Genomic DNA, 19,245 nt, shown 5'->3' with positions numbered 1-19,245 from the left:
CTGCGGGCTCGCTGGCCGGGCGAGAAGCTGTATGTGATCGCCGACAACTACTCGCCCCACAAACATCCCCAGGTCCGCGCTTGGGCTGCCGATAGTGATGTTGAGCTGGTGTTCCTGCCGACCTACGGTTCCTGGTTGAACTGGATCGAGTCGGAGTTCGCCGCGCTGCGCTACTACGCGCTGAACGGCACCGACCATCGCAGTCATGACGAGCAGAACGCGGCGATCGGCGCCTACGTGCGATGGCGCAACGCCCGAGCCGAGCCCAAGACCAACTTCGCCGCCAGCTCACCGATCAGAAGCTGGACCAGTTACCCGGCCAAGGTTGCGTGACGGGCCACTAGCCAGCGGACAAGCCTTGCCTTGGGGTTCTGGCTGGCATCAGACAAGGGGAGAGTTTCCGTGAGACGCCATCACCTGATCGTGCTCCTACCGCTGTTCGTCACCGCCGGATTCGTCGGCTGGTTCACCGCCTCGGCCGAGAGCGTCCCCATCCCCATCATCGTCACGGTGCTCGTGCTGGGGCCGAGCGTCTTCGTGGCCGCCGGGCTCTGGCACTGGTGGCGGGTTCGTCGCCGACGGGCCAACGGCCGTTCGCTGTTCGGCCGCTGACCGTCTCCGACCACGATCCCCCGCCTCGTGTTCTCCCCGATCTCTCGTGACGAAGGGTTCCCCCATGTCTCGTAACAAGGTGATCTCCGCGCTGGCACTGCCCCTGACCGCCGGGTTCGTTGCCTTCGTGCTCGAGGCCCCCACCCCCATGGCCCGGCCGGTGTCCCAGGCGGCGCTCGGGGTCATCCTTCACCGCGACGACGCCGAGAGCTCAACGTTCCACCAACCGCACCTGGCCGCCCGTTTACAAGCCGCCCGCTGCCCGAGTCCTCTGGGAGAGATCGTCTTATGCCTGAACCCATCCCTGCCGCCGTGGCCGACCAGGCGACCACCCACCTCGGTGACCTGCAAACCCTGCTGCAGGCGCAGGGCTTGCACACCCGCGTCCTCACCTCGGCTGGCCGGCTGCCGCGCCTGCGAGTGATCAACCCAGGCTGCGCTTCCCTGTCGGAGGTCATCACGGCTGCACCGGTAGAAGGCGAGTGGAGCTTCTGGTGGTCGTGGGCCGAACCGATCACTCCGATCAGCGACGCGGCCACGGCCGCCGAACGCATCGGCCACGTGCTGACCCCGGCCGCCCATCCGCCCACTGACCTACCGCCGGGCGCGAACCGCCCCCATGGTGTGCGCCCGCCATCCCATGACGGCGACGGACGGGGCTTGGGAGACCGCCATCACCCCGCCCGTCAGGCACCGCCGGACAGGTCACACAACCCTGTGAGCCGTAGCCCGCCAGCAGTGGGGGATTCTTGCGGCTGACAGCGCTCTTACCGGGCCCTGTCCGGGAGGCCGGGTAAGAGCACCTCCTTCTCGGGGGCGCACGGCCGTCATGCGGACGAGCTCGACACGCTCTCGAGATGGTGGTGACCGCGAACGCCTGGAGTGAAGGCGTGGACGCGGTCGCCACGGGTGGCTCGCCGGCAGGCGGAGACCGGCCAGTCACCCTCCGACGGCGATCACGGCGGTGCCCCCGTCCGCCTGATCGCCGCCCAGGGCGGCCCCTCGAATGAGATCGCGTCGCAGACGCAGAGCCACGCGACGCGAGGGGCCGCCCACCTCCATAGACGTCCGGCAGCAGCGCGCCACCTTCCCAGCCTGTGCTGCTGCCGGACCGAGGATCTGAGGAAACGACAGAGGCCGGTCAGGCGTGTGACTGACCGGCCTCTGCCCTACCTTCTTCCTGGCGGCTACCTGTTGGGCAAGTAGATCACCGATCCCTTCGTCTCCCCAGCCGCCTCGGTCGTTGGGGATTCAGTGGCGGGTCGCCCGGATGGCACTGGCCGGGGCGCGGGAACGGTCGGTCCGGTGAGGAAGGCGGCGGTCGCCTCGGCCGCCGCAGCTGCTGCTTCGGGATAGACGCTGGTGTAGGTGTCGCGGGTGAAGGCCGAGGTCTTGTGCCCGAGCGTCTCCTGCACGATCTTGATGTCCACCCCAGCTGCGAGCATCGCGGTCGCCGCGCCGTGGCGCAGGTCGTGCAGCCGGATCGGTGGCAGACCCGCCTGGCAGCAGATCGCGTAGAAGCGGTCGGTCACGTGCTGCGGGTGCAGCGGCCGGCCGAGCTCATCGGTGAAGACGAACCCGGAGTCCACCCAGTCCTCACCCGCGGCCAGCCGCTCCCGGGCCTGCCGCTTCTTGTGCTCCCTGAGCAGGGCCATCGTCTCGGCGTCCACGGCGACCTCGCGGTCGCTGGCGTCGGTCTTGGGCGTGCCCTGGATCGGGTCCCAGCCGAGCTGGGTGATCTGCCAGTGAATCCCGATCCTCGACTGCTCGAAGATGACGTCGGTCCAGCGCAGGCCAACTCCCTCGCCTCGCCGCAGGCCGCGCATGGCGATCAGCCGATACAGGACGAACAACCGGTCCTTGCGGGCGTGGGTGAGGAAGGCGTTCGTTTGCTCGGGTGTCCACACCATGACCGGGGAGGGCCGTGGCGTACCGATGTAGGCCGCGAGCGGGTCGACCCGCTTGCCTTCACGGGCGCGTTTGAGCCGGTCCAGGTGTGTGGTGTGGTCCTTGTGCCACTGTGTCACCTTCTCCTGCGTCCAGATGACCGGTTTGGGGCGTACGGCAGGAGCCAGCTCGACCACGGCGGCGGGGTTGAAGTCCAGCAGCCGGTCTTGGCAGATCGCGATGTTCAGCGCGTGCCGCAACGTCGCGCGGATGCGGTGCATCGTGGTCGGGCCGACTGGACGCCGGTAGCGCACCGCTGCCACGCGGGCGGGGTCGCCGCTGGCTCGTTCGGTGGCGATGATGTCGTTGAACTCCTCGATCGCGTCGAACATGCCCGCGATGTCGGAGACCCGTAGCCGGTCCAGCCGGATGTCGCCGAGGTACGGCTTGAGGTAGAGGCGGACGTGGGACTCGTAGGAGCGTTTCGTCGTCGCCTCGATCGCGCGCTTTCGCTTGAGGAACTCCTCCAGCCATTCGGCCACGGTGATGTGGCGGTTGAGGTCCTGGCGGGTGCGGACCTTGCGCCGGACCTCTTCGAGGTCGGGCAGGCGCTTGGTGTCCTTGAGCACTGACAGCATCAGCTTGGTGATCTGCCGCCGGACTGCGGGCTCGTTGTCGAGGGCGAGCAGGCCGCGGGCGTGATCCAGTTCGGCTTCGGCGTCCTCCAGTGTCGTGAACCCGCTGCGCCGCAACGGGTTACGCCGCCTGCCGTCGGCCTGAGCGGGTAGTTCGAGCTGGTAGCCCCAGGTGCCGTGGGTGGTGCTCCATCGGGTGCCGCCGTCACCGTGGGTGCGGCGCAGTTTGGGGCAGGTCTTGCTGATGTTCTTGCCGGTGACGGGGTCGATGCACGAGCAAATCTTGAATGTGGTGCCTTTGGCGACTCTCGGCGCCTTCGCTGCTGTCCGCTGCGGATCCTTGGCCATCGTGGTCATCCGTTCTCGCCGGACGGGCGGCTGTCGTTGCCGCCCTGAGTGGTGGGGTCGAGCAGCGCCAGCAGCCCGCGCGTCGGTACCGCGTACCGGCCGCCGATCCGCAGCACCCGGCACGGGAACTCGCCTGCCTTGGCCAGGCGGTATGCCTTGGTGCGGCCTATTCCGAGCAGCCGCCCGGCGGCCAGCAGGCTGACCACCTCCGGCCGTTCCGTGGCCTCGGGTGCCTGGGGCTGGTTCGGGGTTGTGTTGGTCATGCATCACCTCCATGGGCGTTGATGAACAGGGGCCGTCGTGGGCCGTGCGGGATGCGCGGCCGGTACGGCTGTGGCGGGCTGTGGTGGGCGCTGCGCCACCGGCCCGGCACCGCCCGGCCCTGGTCGGGGGTGTGACCACCGTTCATGGACGGGCGGTCACAGCCCCCGGCCCGTGGGTCCGGTGTGGGGTTGGGGTGGTGGCGGCGGTATCGACGCCCACCTCCATGGCCCGCGTCAAGCGAAATCCGCAGGTCTACGCCCGCACCCAGCTCCCGGCCCGAATCCGGGCCAGGAACAGGGGCGTGTCAGGGGCTACTCCAACTCGCGGCCCTCCCGGAGGTCATGTCGAAAGCTGGGGCTCGGCTTGGGCGGTGGCGCGGCAGGCTTGCGGAAGACCAGCAGGTCCTCGTGCGCGACGGCGTGGATGGGCAGGCCGCGCGCCCACGCCTTGCGCGCCTCATGCAGTTGGAAGAACGACGCCCGGTTCAGCAGGTGGCCCTCACCGAGGCCGCACAGCAGGCACACGATCCGGTCCACGAACAACAGGCCCGCTTCCTCCGCCACCTGGTGGACGTGACCGGGCAGGTCGACCAGCTCCCCATGCACCCGATACGGCCGCACTGTGATCGCCGCCACCCCGCCAGGGCGCAGGAGCTCCATGCACCCGGCCAGGATGCGGCCGAACCCCTCCAGCAACGCCGGGAGCTGCTGATGGGCGAGGTTGCCGCGATCGGCCGAGTAGTGCTGGTTCCACTTCCGCACGCCCGCCTCCCCGGTGTCGCGGGTGGAGCGGATGTGGCCGTGGGTGTGCGCGCCGTACGGCGGGGAGGTCAGCACCAGCGTCACCCGCCCGGCCAGATCCGGCAGCAGCCGGGTGATGTTGCGGGCGTCCCCTGCCACCACCCGCCCGAAGCCCGACGCCCCCTGCTTCCTGGCGAGACCGACGTTCGCGACGGCCAGGCGCGCCCACATCTCCTCGTACTCCACGCCCGCTGCGTGCCTGCCCAGATGGGCGGCTTCGACCAGGGTGGTGCCGATCCCGCACATCGGATCGACCACCAGCTCTCCCGCCCGGGTATAGGAGGCGATCACCCGGGCGGCGATCGCGGGGAGCATCTTGCCCGGATGCCGCATCGACTCCGGCACATACCGGCCCCGACGCTGTATCCGCGAGGGCTGCTGCCCGGTCGCCCACACCGACGTCGTCGGCTCGGCCATCAACGCCCACCTCCCACCTGGGCGATGGACGCGGTTGTGGCTGGCGAAGCAGCACTGCTCCAAGACGCCGCTTCTGGTTCGTGCGGCTTGGAAAGCCCCTTTGGCCGGGTGAAAAGCAGCACGTCCGAGTGGACCCGGGCACTGGTCGGCAATCCGGCGCACGCCGGAAGCTCCTGCAGCCCGGCCAGCCCATGACGCAGGGGGTCCGGTTCGATGCGCTCGCCACGAGCGGGGTGGCGCAGGGCGACGATGTGCTGCAGATACACCAGCCCTACACTCCGGGCCCGGACGATGACCTCCGGCAGCGGGTCCACTACGCCGCCTTGGCGGTGCAGACCGGTCACTACGGCCAGATGCCCGCCCGGCTTCACCAGCCTCGCCGCCGCGGCGATGCCGTACGCCCTGGGCGCCTCGTGCGAGGTCGGCCGGCCGGGGCATCTACCCGGCTGGCCACAGGTCTGCTCCGTCACCACCAGGCCCGCGCTGTCGGCGAGGTCGGCCAGCGGCGCCTCGTCGTCGAGGTCGGTGATGCGCAGGTCGGTGACCTTCAGGTCGTGGGCGGGATGGGTACGCGCGAGCCGGGTCCAGATCACGCCCTCGCGAGCGGCATCGGTGAAGACGGCCACCGGCAGGCAGCCCGCCGTCAACGCGGCCGAGACCAGCTGATGATCGCTGGCGCCGAGATGGACCACCGTCTCGCCCAGCCGAGTACACGCCACGATGAGTTGACGGGCCAGCGGGCCGCTGACCGGATGGCAACAGCCCTCCGCGCAGGTCGGAACGGATTCGGTGTCGGCTGACGCCAGCCACACAGTCAGCGGCAGATGCCCCCGCGAAGGCTCCTGAGCCTCGCGGCTTACGGAGAGTTCACGGAAAGGATCGATGGCCGGCGTCGAGGTGGTGGAAGTGCTGGACGAAGAGGTGGTGGTGGGTTCGGTCATGCGGGTGTGGCCCGAGTACCGGGTCAGCGATCCCTGTCACTGATCCAAATACCGGCTCGAAATCCTGAGTTAGGACAGGCCGTCAAGCAAAGGTTCGGCAATCCTGCCGCTGGTCCGCCGCGTATGGCGGGTTGGACATTGGAGGGTTCCAGCCCATTCGGGGGTGTGCTGGCCTGGCCGCCATTCACCCGGAGCCAGCACATACGCCTTGCCGCCGCCGCCCCACCGCAGCCACACACGTTTTCGCAGGTCACAGCGCTCTCGGGCACATCCTGCACACGTTTCGGGCAGCTTTCCGTCCCGGCTTCATTCCCACAGGCCACCACTTCCGAGCAGCATCGGCCTACGCTGAGAAGACACGCATCCAGCCGTGTAAGCGGGAGGTGGTTCGCATGCGCGGCCAGAAGGACGAACTGGCCGAACGCCGCTTCGCGAAGCTCGTCGACCAGATCAAGGCGATGATGGCCGCCGGCCTCAGACCGGAGTACCGAGGCTTCTACGGCCAGCTCATCCTCAACCAGGACGCTGTGACGGAACTGGGAGAGCTCGCCGACGTGCGACGGGCCGCACGAGCAGCCGGACGCCGACTTGGCTGGCACGTACGCACTCACGCCGCCGACAACGGAACCCTCTTCGTCATCGACGACCGTGACCCACCTCAGGAGATCCGCGAACTGGCAGACCGCCGCGCGGCCGAGGCGGTCTCAGCCGTCATCTCGCACGCCCAAGCCGAGGCCCGCATGCTCAGCACCAGCCGGCTGACCACCTCCCACAACCGGCCAGGCAGGCCAGGTGCGGATCTCTGAACAACGAGCGGCAGGCCGCGTCCGCGATGCGCTCTAGGCCTGCCAGGAGGTTCGGTCTCCACGTTTCAGCCCAGGTCTTCCCCGTTGACACAATCTTGACCCGACAATTTCGGGCTCATCGCGTTTCCGCAGGTCACAGAGCTTCCCGCACGTAAGGGCGCGGAAGACTGCCTCGTGGCCGCCGACGAGCACCTACGTCTGCTCCAGAAGTTTCCGCAGGTCATTCCCAGTTCCGGGGCGTGGTCAAAAGTTTGCGTGATCTTTGCCATGTCCGATGTCTGATCGCTTGCCGTCCGGTTCTTGCCCAGCGCCTTTGACGGGATGGCGACGTCCGAACCGAACTCGTCTTTCGGGAGCGTCGCCATGTCTCACCCTTCGACCCCCATGCCTGCAGACATCGCCGGCTCGACCGTCAACAGCACGGCCACCCAGCCCTCGCCCACCGGCACCGGCCGATCCATCACGGACCTCTCCGTCCCCGGCATGGTGCCCGGATTGGCCAGTTCGCTGGCACTGGACGTGGCCGAGCACGCCTTCCACCTACTCATGCGCGGCCCGGACCCGCTGTCGGTCGACGGCGGGACCCTCGGGCAAGGGCTCCCCGCCCGGCCGATCCCGATGGACGAACTGCGGGTGATGCTGCTGCACCCGTCCTGCTCGCGCATCACCCGCGACCACGTCTGGCGGCACCTCATCGAGCAGGCCCGCACCCACCGAGGAGCGTGGATGGTCGCCGCCGTCGCACTCGCCCTCCCGATGCTGCGCCGCCTCGTCACCCCGCTCACCGACAAGATCGACTTCGAGCAGGGCGGCCGCCCGGTTCGTGCTGATCGAGAGGACCTGGAGGCCGAAGTGCTAGCCGCCTACATGGAAGCCCTGACCCGGGTGAAGCTGGCCTGGTCGCACCCGGTGTTGCGGCTATCACGGCTCACCCAGTTCGCCGTGCTGCGCGCCTACGCTCCCGAGTGGCCCACCCTCCTGGCTGACCCCGACCTCATCGACCGCTCGGAAGAGCGTCAGCAGCCGCTCGCCTACCCGGCCGGCCACCCCGACCTGCTTCTCGCCCAGGCGGTCGCGCAAGGGGTCATCACCGAACCGGAGGCGGACCTCATCGGCTTCACCCGGCTGGAGGGCATCTCCCTCAGCTCCTACTGCCGTCGCCGCGGTCTGCTCTACTGCACCACACTCAAGCGCCGCCAGCGCGCCGAAAACGCCCTCTACCAGGCCCTTCTCAAGGGCAGCCTCTAGCGATCGCAGCGGCGCCAGCGTGAGCCGAGCAGCAAAGCCTGTGCAAAATCCGCTGGCTCCGATGTCCTAACTCGGCTCTTCGACCCGGTCTTTATCCAGCTGAGAAGGCAGCGCGGAGGGCGCCGCGCCCCGGCATCCGGGCCCCTGGTCACCGGTCCCTGTCACCCGGCCCAGCCAACTGCTTCCGCCCTGTGAAGGAGGACGCCCACCCGGCCCCGCAGCCGGGCCCGGCACCTCCGCGCTGCCCTCTCCCCACGCCATCAACCCGTTCGCGACCGCCGTTCGCCCCGCTTCACCACCCTGGGAGGCAACACGTGACCCGCCCGCGCCGCACCACCTCACCACAAGCTCACAGCGTCAAGATCTGCCTCATCGTGCTGGTCGTTCTCGGCGGTCTCGTCGTGGGCACCCTGCTCGAGTACATCATCGTCCACGCCGTTGCCTTCGCCGCCGCCTACGCCGACTCCACCAGCCGGATACCGGCCCACGCGGCGGCCCCGTCCTCGCTGAACGGGGTGATCGAGAACCTGCGTAACGTCATCGTCGGCCTGCTGGTGGCCCTGGCCACCCTCTTCCTCACCGTCGGAGGAGTGCGCTACATCCTGGCCGGCGGCGACCCCGGCGAAGTCGAAGCCGCCAAGAAGACCCTGCGCTACGCCGCTCTCGGCTACGGCATCGCTGTCCTGGCACCCCTGCTGGTGAGCATCCTCAAAGGCATCGTCGGGGCCTGAGGGTGCCTCGTCTCCCACGAGTCCAGGCGCCAAGAAGGCTGCCGTGGCTGAGCACGGCACTGGCCTTGGCTCTGGTCACTCTCCTGACCGGACTCGCCATACCGGCTCACGCCGACCCGGCACCTACACCGACGCCAGCGCCTTCCTCTAGCCCGGTTCCCTCACCGCAAGTTATCCCACCAGGCCAGCAGCCACCGTCCACGCCGCCGTCACCGCCCGCGAGTGTGCAGGAGTGCGGGTGGATGGACATCGGCTGCAAGATCAACCAGGCGATGAACGGCTGGTTCACCAGCCTGGTAACCGAGGCGATCAATCCGGCCTTCGTCCTGGTCGGCAGCGTCCTGCTCTCCGCGCCTCCACCCGTGATGCTGGAACGGGTTCAGGAGCTGTCCGGCCACGTACGCCTGGTCGCCAACGCGCTGCTGGGGTTGATGGTGCTGTCCGGGGGCGTGATCGTGATGGCTTACGGCAGCCTCCAGACCTCCACCACGTTCGGCGAACTCATTCCGCGCGTGGTGGTGGCAGTGATCGTGTTGAACTCCTCGCTGACCATCTGCCAGTACGCGATCGAGCTCGCCAACGCCATGGTCGCCGCGCTCCTCGGTGACGGGGTTGACGGCCAGCGGGCCGGGAACCTGATCGCCGCCAAAGTCGACGGCCTGATCAACGACCCCAAGGGCACCGTGCTGTTCCTGGTGCTGCTGATCGGCGCGGCGGCGCTGATGGGACTTGTTCTCGCCTTCATCGGCCTCATCCGCATCACGCTGCTGCTGTTTCTCATCATCGCCGCGCCGTTGGCGCTGCTGTGCCATGCGCTCCCGCAGACCGAGGGCATCGCCAAGCTGTGGTGGCGGTGCTTCTTCGGCCTACTGGCCATCCAGGTCCTGCAAGCCCTCGGCCTCATTCTGGCGTTCAAGCTGTTCCTCACCGACTCTGCCGCCGCCTACCCGCTCAAACCGGCAACCCCCAGCACGGGGGACGCGGTCGAGGCGCTGGTACGGCCCACCGCGAACCGGGCGTTGGACGCGCTCATTGTGATCGGCATCCTGTTCGTCCTGATCAAGATCCCCGGCTGGGTGGCCAGGGCGATCTGGCAGCAGGGCCAGCCCCACATGCTGAAACGGCTGATCAAGGCCCTGATCGTCTACAAGACGCTCGGCGCCGCCCGCACCCTCGGGAAAGCCGGGCACACAGCCGCCCGCAAGAGTGCTACGCGAGCCACGCACCGGCCCGGCGGACCGCCAGGTAAGGGCCGCCCCGGCACGCCCAAGAACCAAGGGGCCCCGAAGGGACCCCGGCCGCGCCCCTCAGGCCCGCAGACCCCACCCAGCTCATCGGGAGCAGCCATGCCCAACAGCGCGCCCACCTGGCAGCAGCTCGCGCTGCCGCTCAACCTGCCACCCCACACATCACCGACGCCGGCCCCCGGAGGCGCAGCCGCCGCCGGCAGGCGAGCCCGGCAGGGTAAGCAGCTCGCACTACCGTTTCCGGTCACCCGTGTCCCGCGCCCTCCCACACCACCCCGCCCACCCGACACGACGACAGCGCGGCCCTGGATACGACCACGGCCGCCCTGGGTTCAGGACCGGATTCCCGGCATGCCCACCCGCGCACCTCGGCAGGGCCAGCTCCGCCTGCGGCTCGATCCGCCGCCCCGCCGCGTCCCACGCGCTGACCGTCAACCACGGAGGGAGGGCCGTTGAAGCACGAGGCTGAACCGCCGCCCCTGCTGGCGCGCATTCCTGCTGACATCAACCTGCCGGACAAGATCGCCTATGGGCTGACCTTCCGCCAGATCCTCATCATCACCCTCACCGGCGGGGTCGCCGCCGCGATCTACTACCTGTGCCACCAGTTGTTGCCTGTGGTCATCCTGGCTGCGATCCTGCTCCCGCTCCTGGCCCTCGGTCTCGCTGTCGCGCTCGGGCGACGCGACGGGTTGAGCCTGGACCGGTTCGCGCTGTCTGCCTTGTTGTTCGCCCGAGCTCGCAAGAGATTGGTCGCCGCTCCTGAGGGAGTGGCCGGGCCGCCGCGGTGGTGCCGCCTGCGCGGGAAGCTGCCTGCGCCGCTGCGGCTGCCAGTGCAGGCGATCCGTACCGACGGCGCTCTCGAACTCGCCGACGGAGGCGTCGCCGTTCTGGTGGAGACCAGCACCCTGTCCTTCCACCTGCGCACCACCAGCGAGCAGGCCGCGCTGGTCGGAGCGTTCGGGCGATGGCTGAACTCTCTGGAAGCGCCCGTGCAACTGCTGGCCCGAGCCCGGCCCGCCGACCTGTCCGACCTCATCCACGCCATCGAGCACCAGGCAGACGTCCTGCCGCATGCCGCGTTGGCCTCTGCCGCCCGTGACCACGCCGGCTACCTCGCCGAGCTGAACAGCTCACGCGAACTGCTGACCCGGCAAGTTCTTGTCGTCCTGCGCGACCATCCCCCCGCCCGCCGAGGGCGCCGCTCGGTGCGGCGAGACGCCTCGGCCGTGGTCGTCCTGCGCAGGGCCGCAGAAGCAGAACGCGCCCTGGCCGCACTCGGCGTCACCACCCGCGTGCTGGACGCCGAACAAGCCGCCCAAGCACTTACCGAGTGCCTCGACCCCGGCGGCCGGCACCCGCTCGGCCAAGCCCTCCCCGACGAGCCGATCTACGCGACAGCGCAGCCCTCCGCCACGGCACGCAATCTCGGGAGGAACACGTGAGAATCCGCCGCCGTCTCCACGACCAAGAGCCTGGGACGCTGCTCCGCCCCGCCGCTGTCCAGGTCGGCGCCCGGACGATCACCTTGCCCGACGCCGTCTCCGCGTCGTTCGCCGTAACCGGCTACCCGAGAGAGGTCGGCGCGGGCTGGCTGGAACCCCTGCTCACCTACCACGGCCGCCTGGATGTTTCCCTGCACATCCAACCGATCCCGCAGCAGATCGCCGCGATGCGGCTACGCCGCCAGCTCGCCCGCCTGGAATCAGCCAGCCGCGCCGACGCCCAGCACGGCAGGCTCGCCGACTTCGCGGCCGAGGCCGCCGCCGACGACGCCACCGACCTGGCCGACAGCCTCGCCCGGGGCCACGGCCGCCTGTTCAAGGTCGGTCTCTACCTCACCATCCACGCCCCTACAAAGGTAGAGCTGGACGCCGAGGTGGAACGCGTCCGAGCGCTCGCCTCCTCGCTCCTGCTCGATGCGCAGCCGGCCACGTTCCGGGCCTTGCAGGGCTGGACCACGACCCTGCCCCTGGGCGTTGACTCGCTCAGCGCGACACGCACCTTCGACACGGCCGCGCTGGCGGCCGCCTTCCCCTTCACCTCACCCGACCTGCCGACCGACGTCGGAGCGACAGGCGTGCTGTATGGGCTGAGCGCCACCAGTTGCGGCGTCATCCTCTGGGACCGCTACGCCCAGGACAACCACAACTCCGTCGTGTTGGCTCGCTCCGGCGCGGGCAAGAGCTTCTTCACCAAGCTCGAAACCCTTCGCCTCCTCTACCAAGGGGTCGAGGTCGCCGTCGTCGACCCTGAAGACGAGTACGCGCGCCTGGCCCGAGCTGTCGGCGGCATCTGCTTGCACCTCGGCGCGGCCGGAGTGCGATGGAACCCCTTCGACCTGCCCGCCAGCCACGGCCCACACGACGACGTACTGTCTCGCCGGGCGATGTTCCTGCAGACCCTGATCGCCACCATGCTCGGCGGCCAACTCACTCCGCAGACCCGCGCCGTCCTCGACTCGGCGATCATCGCCACCTACCAAGCCGCCGGGATCACCCGCGACCCGGGCACCTGGACCCGGCCCGCACCCCTGCTCGCCGATCTGGTCAGCACACTTACCAGAAACCCCATGACCGCTGGTTCCGCAGGGGCGGAGCTGGCCGCGCAGCTCGCCCCCTACGTCTCCGGCTCCTACCGGGAGCTGTTCGACGGCCCCACCACCACTCACCCGGCCGGGCACCTGACCGTCTTCTCACTACGAGACCTGCCCGAAGAGATGAAGGCGGTCGGCACGCTGCTGGCGCTGGACGCCATCTGGCGGCAGGTCGCCAACCCGCGGAACCGCAAGAAACGCCTCGTCGTCGTGGATGAGGCCTGGCTGCTGATGAAGGAGCCCGAGGGCGCCCGGTTCCTGTTCCGGATGGCCAAGGCCGCACGCAAGCACTGGGCCGGGCTCGCCGTCGTCACCCAGGACGCCGCCGACCTGCTCGGCTCCGAACTCGGGCAGGCCATCGTCGCCAACGCCGCCAACCAGATCCTCCTGCGCCAGGCACCTCAGGCCATCGGCGCGGTCGGGGACGCCTTCGACCTGACCGATGGCGAACGCCAGTTCCTGCTCACCGCCGAACGCGGCGAGGCACTCCTGGTCGCCGGCCCCGCCAGCCGAGCCGCCTTCCACGTCATCGCCTCGCCCCGCGAGATCGAGCTGATCACCACCGACCCCGCCCATCTCGCCGAACTCGATGAAGGCGAAGAACCGAACTCGCTACCACCCCGAGCCACGCGACCACCCGACCCCGGCTTCAGCGAGATCAGCAACGACCACCCCAACGACGAAGAGGGTGACCCGCTTTGAGCACGAGCCCTCAGAGTGTGCCCTGCCTGCTGTGCGGCATCGGCGATCGCGATGTCCAGACCGCGCTCGACTTCCTTGCCGAACTGCCCAGCCGCCTGCCAGAACTCGCGCTCATCTACGGGCCGCGCCTGGCTGCGGTCCTCGCCGTCATCTGGGCCCTGACCGCCGCCGTACGCCACCTGTTCGGCTGGCTCCACCACATCGACATGGCGCCCGAGGCCCGGCTCATCGAGATCTCCAGCCCGCCCCGCAGCGACCCCGGGGGCGCCGTGGTGCTGTGGCGCCAGCTCGTCGGCCTGCTCCGACCCGCGTGGAAGCGCTTGTTCACCGGCCAGCCGCACCTGGCGTGGGAGTACCACGGCAGCGACGCCGGAGTCCGCATCCGGCTGTGGGTGCCCGGTCTCATCCCGCCCGGCATCGTGGAGAAGACCATCCAGGCCGCCTGGCCAGGCGCGACCACCACCACACACCCCGCCACCTCCCCCTTCCCCAAGGACGCAAAGGTCGCGGGCGGACGGCTCGTGCTCGCCGCCCCGGAGCACTTCCCGCTCAAGACCGACCACGACCACGACCCGGTCCGCTCCCTCCTGGAGGCCATGAGCGGACTACGGGAGGGCGAGCACGCCGTCGTTCAGATCCTGGCCCGTCCCACCACCGGCCGTCGCCTGGGGCACGCCTACAAGGCAGCAGCCCACCTGCGCGGAGGGAGCAGCCGCAACCACCTCGGCCGCCTCTTCGATGAGATCCTCCCCCTGCCCACCGACGCTCGCGACCATCGCCCCGGTGACCTCGCCCGCGACTTCCCCGAACGCGCCGAACAGGTACGCGCGATCCTGGCCAAAGCCGGTCAGCCCCGCTACACCGTCGCCATCCGCTACGCCGTCGCCACCAGCCGCGAACCCGCCTCCGCAGGCACCTCAGCGCAGGCCCGTCAAGACGGCATGGGCTCCTCCGATCTGGTCCGCGGGTGGCTGCGAGGTCAAGCACACACCCTGGCCGGCGTCTTCGCCCTCTTCACCGGAAGCCACCAGTACCTGCGCCGAGCCCGCCTGCGGCGCCCTCGCCGCGTGGTCGGCTCGCGTCGCCTCGACAGCGGCCATCTGCTGTCCGCCGCCGAGCTGGCCGCGCTGGCGCACCTGCCGTGGGACATCGACGCGCCCGGCGTCACCCGCGCCGGAGCCCGCCCCATCGCACCGTCCCCGGCCATACCCCGCACCACAGCGGGAAGGACGGCCCGCGTCCTCGGGGACGCCGACAGCGGCCCACAGCGGCCCGTCGCGTTGCCCGTAGCCGACGCCCGCCATCACACCCACGTCCTCGGCGGCACCGGCGTCGGCAAATCCACCCTGCTGGCCAACCTCGTCCTTGCCGACGCCCACGCCGGGCGGGGCGCCCTGGTCATCGACCCCAAAGGCGACCTCGTCACTGACATCCTCAACCGGCTCCCCAAACGAGCCGTCGGCAAGACCGTGGTGTTCGACCCACAAGATGACTCACCGCCGCCGTCGATCAACATCCTCGCCGGACACGACCCGGCCTTCGCCGTCGACTCCGTCGTCACCATCTTCCACCGCTGCTTCTCCACAGCCTGGGGACCGCGGGTGGATGACCTGCTCCGCTCCACCTGCCTCACCTTGACCAGCGTGCTGGGCCGCAAGGCAACCCTGGCCGACGTGCCCCGACTGCTGACCGATTCGGCCTTCCGCACCCGCACTACTTCCCGGCTGGGTGATGAGCTGTTGGCCGGGTTCTGGGAATCCTACGAAGCGCTCACTCCCGCCGGGCAGGCCACTGTGATCGGCCCGGTGATGAACAAGCTTCGTGCGGTTCTGCTACGACCGTTCGTGCGGCAGGCGCTGGCCAGCCCGGACACCACCGTTCCCATCGGCCAGCTCCTCGATCAGGGAGGGCTGGTGCTGGCCCGGCTCCCGAAAGGCATCCTCGGCGACGATGCCGCCCGGCTGTTCGGCTCCATCCTGCTCGCCCACACCTGGCAGGCCGCGACCCGACGCTCCAACCTCGCCGAAACCAACCGGGCCGACGCATCGCTGGTCATCGATGAATGTCACAACTTCTTGAACTTGCCAGGCCACATCAACGACGTGCTCGCCGAAGCACGCGGCTACCGCCTGTCCCTGGTTCTGGCTCACCAGCACCTCGACCAGCTCCCCGCCGATCTGCGCGAGGCCCTGTCAGCGGACGCCCGTAACAAGATCTACTTCAACGCCTCACCCAAAGACGCGAACGACCTCAAGCACCACACCGCGCCCCTGATCAGCCCGCACGACCTCACCCACCTCGGCGCCTACCAGGCTGCCGCCCGCCTCATCGTGGACGGTCAGCAGACGCCTGCGTTCACCCTGCGCACCCGGCCCCTGCCCGCCATCGTCGAAGGCCGCGAAGTCGAGATCCGGCAAGCGTCCCGCGACCGATTCACCGCACCCAACGGTGCCGCTTCCCCAGGCTCGCGTCACGACCCCCCGCGTGGCAGCGCCTCCAGCTTGGACCCGCGTTCTGGCCAACCCTCCAATAGCTAGCCCCGTCCTCGACTGCTGCTGACCAACGACCAACCCAACCGCACACCCGTCAGGACCCCGCCATGCCACCACGGCCCCGCACCCGCTCCAACCAGACCACCGCCCGACCAACTCGCAAGGAGATGCACATGAGCCTGCTTCCTGTCCCCATCGGACAGCCTCGCCTGGACCAGACCACGCTGCCCACCCTGTCGGCGCGGCTGACCTCGCGTGACTACGACATCCTCACCCACCTGCACCGGCACCGCGTGCTGACCACCCACCAGATCCAGCGCATGTTCTTCGGCATTCCCCAGTCCACCCGCAAACGCATGAGGACCCTGTACCTGCTCAACGCCGTCACCTGTTTCCGGCCCTGGGCCGGATACGGCGCAGGCTCGGCCCCCATCCACTGGGTCCTGGGCAAGGCCGGAGCCGCCATCCTGGCAGCCCGCCAGGGGATCACCGTCAAAGAACTCGGCTACAACCCGGAGATCCCCATCGCCGTCTCCTCCCGGCTCAATCACCAGGTCGGCGTCAACGACTTCTTCTCCCGCCTGCACTACTACGCCCGCCGCCTTGCGGCCAAGCCCACCAGCACCAGCACCGAGGTAGGGCCCGATGTGGGAACGGGCGCTGAACTCAGGGCTTGGTGGTCGGAGCAGCAGTGCGCCAAGCTCTGGGGCGACCTGGCCCGCCCGGACGCCTGGGGTCAGTGGCGGGAGAACGGCAACGAGATCGACTTCTTTCTCGAACACGACACCGGCAGTGAAACCCTCAAGCGCGTCGCCGACAAACTCCACGACTACCGCAACCTCACCGCCGCCACCGGCATCAACACCCCAGTGCTGTTCTGGCTGCCCAGCCCCACCCGCGAAGCCAACCTGCGCCAACTCCTCACAGCCACCGACCTCCCTGTCGCCACCGCCGTCCACACCCACGACGGGGACGGGCCCACCGGGCCCGTGTGGCTGCCCGCCCCGGCCCAGGTCGGGCAGGACCGGATGCGGCTGGCCGACCTCGCCGATGCCTGGCCGCATCTGACTCTCGGCCGCATCCAAGGCCCGCCCACCTGCGACCAGGACCGTCATCAGAGCGACAGCGCAGCTGGGCTGCGTGCAGGAGGCGAGAGCAGGTGAAGGCGGCCGCGGCCGGCGCCGCCCTCCTGCTGCTCATCATGTTGGCGTTCCTCGCAGCCGCCTCCAGCATCCTCACCGGCTCCGGAACGCCTGGCGGTGTCGCCTGCGCCATCACGCCCAGCATGGCGAGCAGTACGGTGGGCGGGCCGGTCGCGGCCTCAGCTACCACCGGCGTCGCCCCCGCTCTGACCTTGGACGCCGAGCAGCAGGCCAACGCCGCGCTCATCGTCCAGATCGCGATGGAGCGCGGCCTGCCTGCGCGGGCGGCAGTGATCGCTCTCGCCACCGCCCTGCAGGAGTCCAAGCTGCGCAATCTGCGCTCCGGGCACCTCGACAGCCTCGGCCTGTTCCAACAACGGCCCTCCCAAGGCTGGGGAACCATGGAGCAGGTTCTCGACCCTCGACACGCCACCGGCACCTTCTACGACCGCTTGGTCAAGGTGCCGCGTTGGGAGCAGCTCCCGGTCACCCGCGCCGCCCAAGCGGTGCAACATTCCGGCTTTCCCGACGCCTATGCCCAGTGGGAGCCACTCGCGCAACGCGTCGTCGATGCGCTGGCCGGTACCTGCGTCCCCCTCATCCCCGGCGAGCAGATCGCCGCCGTCATTGCTTACGCCCACGCTCAGCTCGGCAAGCCCTATCTCTGGGGAGCCGAAGGACCCGACCGCTTCGACTGCTCCGGCCTGACGATGCGCGCCTACCAAGCCGCCGGGATCTCGATCCCGCGCGTCGCCGCTGACCAATGGCGATGGGGGCCGCCCATCCCGAAAGGCCAGGAACAGCCCGGAGACCTCGCCTTCTTCCGGATGGAAGCAGACGGCCCCGGACATGTGGGCCTCGTCATCGGAGGCGGCAAGATGATCCACGCCCCCAACCGGCGCACCGTCGTCAAGATCGACGCCTACCAACGCGGGGACCTGATCGGGTTCACCCGCCCGGCCGCCCACGCGCCCACCGGCCAACCCGATCCACGCTGATCACACGCCACTGTAGGCAACGGCGCTTCATCTAACCGGCGTTGACATGACGTCCCCGCTAGCGCCAACCTGCGCGCCCTATCCCAGGGGTGACCTGCTCGTTTCTTCCCGATACCATAATCACCAAGAGCGACTTGACCGATACTCTTAGGAATATCTCCAGCTAAACCAGGTGAAGGAGAGGCCATGTGCGCCGTGCGACTCGCCCCGGCCCCGCTCGTCGTCAGCCTCTCCTGCGACCTCGACAACCCGATCAAGATCCGCGCCAAGCACAAGGTCGCCGGCATGCTCCTGCTCGACCGCGACTACGCCAACCGTCTCGAACGGAGCTGGAACGTCCCCGGCGCCTACATCCTGCTCGACCGCCCGGACGCCGAGGGCCGGTGGGGAGCCTACATCGGCAAGGCCACCAGCCCCGGACTCCGCCAACGCGTCCTCCAGCAGCTCAAAGGACGCGACCACTGGTACCGGGCCCTGCTCATCCGCTACGAATCCAACGACGACGAGAGACTCAACAGCAGCGAAGCCGGATGGCTCGAAGGCCGTCTCTACGACCATCTCGCCGGGGCGGGGCAGGTCAACCTGCACAACCGCAACCGGCCCCAAGACCCCACCCTCTCGGATGACGAGGAAACCAGCCTCATCGACTACCTACTCCCCGTCACGTCCGTGCTCCGCCTGATCGGCCACAACCTCCATCCGCGTAACCCCAACGCCCCGGACGGCGGCGGCCCCCTCGTCAAAATGATCAAACGCGGGCCTGCGCCTGCGCCGGGAGAGCCCCAACCCTACGTGAGCGTCTTCGGGTACGGGCCCAACCGCTACCTGCTACAGGATCCAACATGGGAAGAGCTGCAGGAGCGGATCGCGCTTATCAACGCGGGCAAGAACCCTCTCAGGGTGGAGAAGGATTCGGGCAAACATCCGTGAGCCGGTGGTGCAGGAGGTATGCCCCGGCCAGCACACTTACTCTGTGCTGGGCGGGGCATGCCTCCTACGCCACCGGATCAGGCGCTACCGCAGGTAGCCCTGTCCCTTCTCCCCACCGAAGATCCGGCAGGCGAGTTCCTCCTCGGCCGTGAGCACCACGGCGGGCAGCTCTGCCACCCCCGTGGTCAGGGCCCTGTACAGGCGGTGCCAGCCGTCGATGATCAGCATTCCGCCGTTCGGGACAGTGGCCACGATCAACGGCTCGGACAGATCCACCTGGGCGGCGTGCTCGGTGTCGATGGACACCAATTGGAGCATGCCCGCCCATTCCCTGGGCTCGATCCGGCCCTCTGGGGTGCGGGCGCGGGTGAGCTTCTTGGCGGTGGTGATGTCCCACCTCCAGGACATCATCTGGAAGAACTCCAACCGCGAGCTGTCAGCGTGGCCCG

17 protein-coding genes are annotated in these 19,245 nt (G+C 69.0%); 12 read left to right on the top strand and 5 right to left on the bottom strand.

Annotated features, from left to right (window positions below):
• Both BMX74_RS41440 and BMX74_RS41435 read left to right on the top strand, forming a co-directional pair.
• The coding region (locus tag BMX74_RS41440) for a transposase (protein ID WP_177227728.1) at positions 1 to 333 on the top strand (333 nt) is incomplete at its 5' end.
• 69 nt (positions 334 to 402) lie between these two features.
• Entirely contained in the window at positions 403 to 612 is a 210-nt protein-coding gene (locus BMX74_RS41435) for a hypothetical protein (RefSeq protein WP_091105920.1), read from the top strand.
• A gap of 1,187 nt (positions 613 to 1,799) precedes the next feature.
• Here BMX74_RS41435 and BMX74_RS41430 read toward each other — a convergent pair.
• From BMX74_RS41430 to BMX74_RS44705, 4 genes are all read right to left on the bottom strand, one after another.
• Positions 1,800 to 3,482, bottom strand: a complete 1,683-nt coding sequence (locus BMX74_RS41430; RefSeq protein ID WP_177227727.1) for a tyrosine-type recombinase/integrase — start codon at positions 3,480 to 3,482, stop codon at positions 1,800 to 1,802.
• A gap of 5 nt (positions 3,483 to 3,487) precedes the next feature.
• A complete protein-coding gene (locus BMX74_RS41425; RefSeq protein WP_091105917.1) occupies positions 3,488 to 3,745 on the bottom strand; it encodes a helix-turn-helix transcriptional regulator in 258 nt (85 codons plus the stop codon).
• A gap of 312 nt (positions 3,746 to 4,057) precedes the next feature.
• Positions 4,058 to 4,963 (bottom strand): TRM11 family SAM-dependent methyltransferase, encoded by a 906-nt coding sequence (locus BMX74_RS41420; protein ID WP_177227725.1) that lies wholly within the window; start codon positions 4,961 to 4,963, stop codon positions 4,058 to 4,060.
• Positions 4,963 to 5,904: a hypothetical protein gene (locus BMX74_RS44705; protein ID WP_177227723.1), complete on the bottom strand. Its 942-nt coding sequence runs from the start codon at positions 5,902 to 5,904 to the stop codon at positions 4,963 to 4,965. The genes BMX74_RS41420 and BMX74_RS44705 overlap by 1 nt, the downstream gene beginning before the upstream one ends.
• 392 nt (positions 5,905 to 6,296) lie before the next feature.
• Here BMX74_RS44705 and BMX74_RS41415 point away from each other — a divergent pair, with 392 nt between their 5' ends.
• The 10 genes from BMX74_RS41415 to BMX74_RS41370 all read left to right on the top strand — a co-directional run bounded on the left by BMX74_RS41415 (position 6,297) and on the right by BMX74_RS41370 (position 18,796).
• Complete coding sequence (locus tag BMX74_RS41415; RefSeq protein ID WP_177227722.1) at positions 6,297 to 6,710, top strand: hypothetical protein; 414 nt, start codon at positions 6,297 to 6,299, stop codon at positions 6,708 to 6,710.
• A 384-nt stretch (positions 6,711 to 7,094) separates the two neighbouring features.
• Positions 7,095 to 7,958, top strand: a complete 864-nt coding sequence (locus BMX74_RS41410) for a hypothetical protein (RefSeq protein ID WP_091105913.1) — start codon at positions 7,095 to 7,097, stop codon at positions 7,956 to 7,958.
• A 314-nt stretch (positions 7,959 to 8,272) separates the two neighbouring features.
• Positions 8,273 to 8,689 carry a pilin gene (locus tag BMX74_RS46215; protein WP_256257610.1) on the top strand — a complete coding sequence of 139 codons (417 nt, stop codon included), beginning with the start codon at positions 8,273 to 8,275 and terminating at the stop codon, positions 8,687 to 8,689.
• Between the two features lie 242 nt (positions 8,690 to 8,931).
• A complete protein-coding gene (locus BMX74_RS41400; protein WP_091105912.1) occupies positions 8,932 to 10,392 on the top strand; it encodes a TrbL/VirB6 family protein in 1,461 nt (486 codons plus the stop codon).
• A complete protein-coding gene (locus BMX74_RS41395; RefSeq protein ID WP_091105911.1) occupies positions 10,389 to 11,381 on the top strand; it encodes a PrgI family protein in 993 nt (330 codons plus the stop codon). Before BMX74_RS41400 ends, BMX74_RS41395 begins: the two co-directional genes overlap by 4 nt.
• A complete protein-coding gene (locus BMX74_RS41390; RefSeq protein ID WP_256257609.1) occupies positions 11,378 to 13,234 on the top strand; it encodes a VirB4 family type IV secretion system protein in 1,857 nt (618 codons plus the stop codon). The genes BMX74_RS41395 and BMX74_RS41390 overlap by 4 nt, the downstream gene beginning before the upstream one ends.
• On the top strand, positions 13,231 to 15,771 hold the full coding sequence (locus BMX74_RS41385; RefSeq protein WP_143078957.1) for a type IV secretory system conjugative DNA transfer family protein: 2,541 nt from the start codon (positions 13,231 to 13,233) through the stop codon (positions 15,769 to 15,771). The genes BMX74_RS41390 and BMX74_RS41385 overlap by 4 nt, the downstream gene beginning before the upstream one ends.
• A 128-nt stretch (positions 15,772 to 15,899) precedes the next feature.
• Complete coding sequence (locus BMX74_RS41380) at positions 15,900 to 16,889, top strand: replication-relaxation family protein (protein ID WP_177227721.1); 990 nt, start codon at positions 15,900 to 15,902, stop codon at positions 16,887 to 16,889.
• Positions 16,886 to 17,866 (top strand): C40 family peptidase, encoded by a 981-nt coding sequence (locus tag BMX74_RS41375; protein ID WP_143078956.1) that lies wholly within the window; start codon positions 16,886 to 16,888, stop codon positions 17,864 to 17,866. Before BMX74_RS41380 ends, BMX74_RS41375 begins: the two co-directional genes overlap by 4 nt.
• Before the next feature lie 186 nt (positions 17,867 to 18,052).
• On the top strand, positions 18,053 to 18,796 hold the full coding sequence (locus tag BMX74_RS41370) for a GIY-YIG nuclease family protein (protein ID WP_091105906.1): 744 nt from the start codon (positions 18,053 to 18,055) through the stop codon (positions 18,794 to 18,796).
• A gap of 84 nt (positions 18,797 to 18,880) precedes the next feature.
• Here the strand turns inward: BMX74_RS41370 and BMX74_RS44700 are convergent, their stop codons facing one another.
• Complete coding sequence (locus tag BMX74_RS44700) at positions 18,881 to 19,207, bottom strand: ParB N-terminal domain-containing protein (protein WP_177227719.1); 327 nt, start codon at positions 19,205 to 19,207, stop codon at positions 18,881 to 18,883.
• Between the last annotated feature and the right edge of the window lie 38 nt (positions 19,208 to 19,245).

The organism is Nonomuraea pusilla, assembly GCF_900109355.1.
Taxonomy (GTDB): Bacteria; Actinomycetota; Actinomycetes; order Streptosporangiales; family Streptosporangiaceae; genus Nonomuraea; species Nonomuraea pusilla.
The sequence above is the reverse complement of the archived record's forward strand: the minus strand, read 5'-3'. Positions and strand labels throughout refer to the sequence as shown.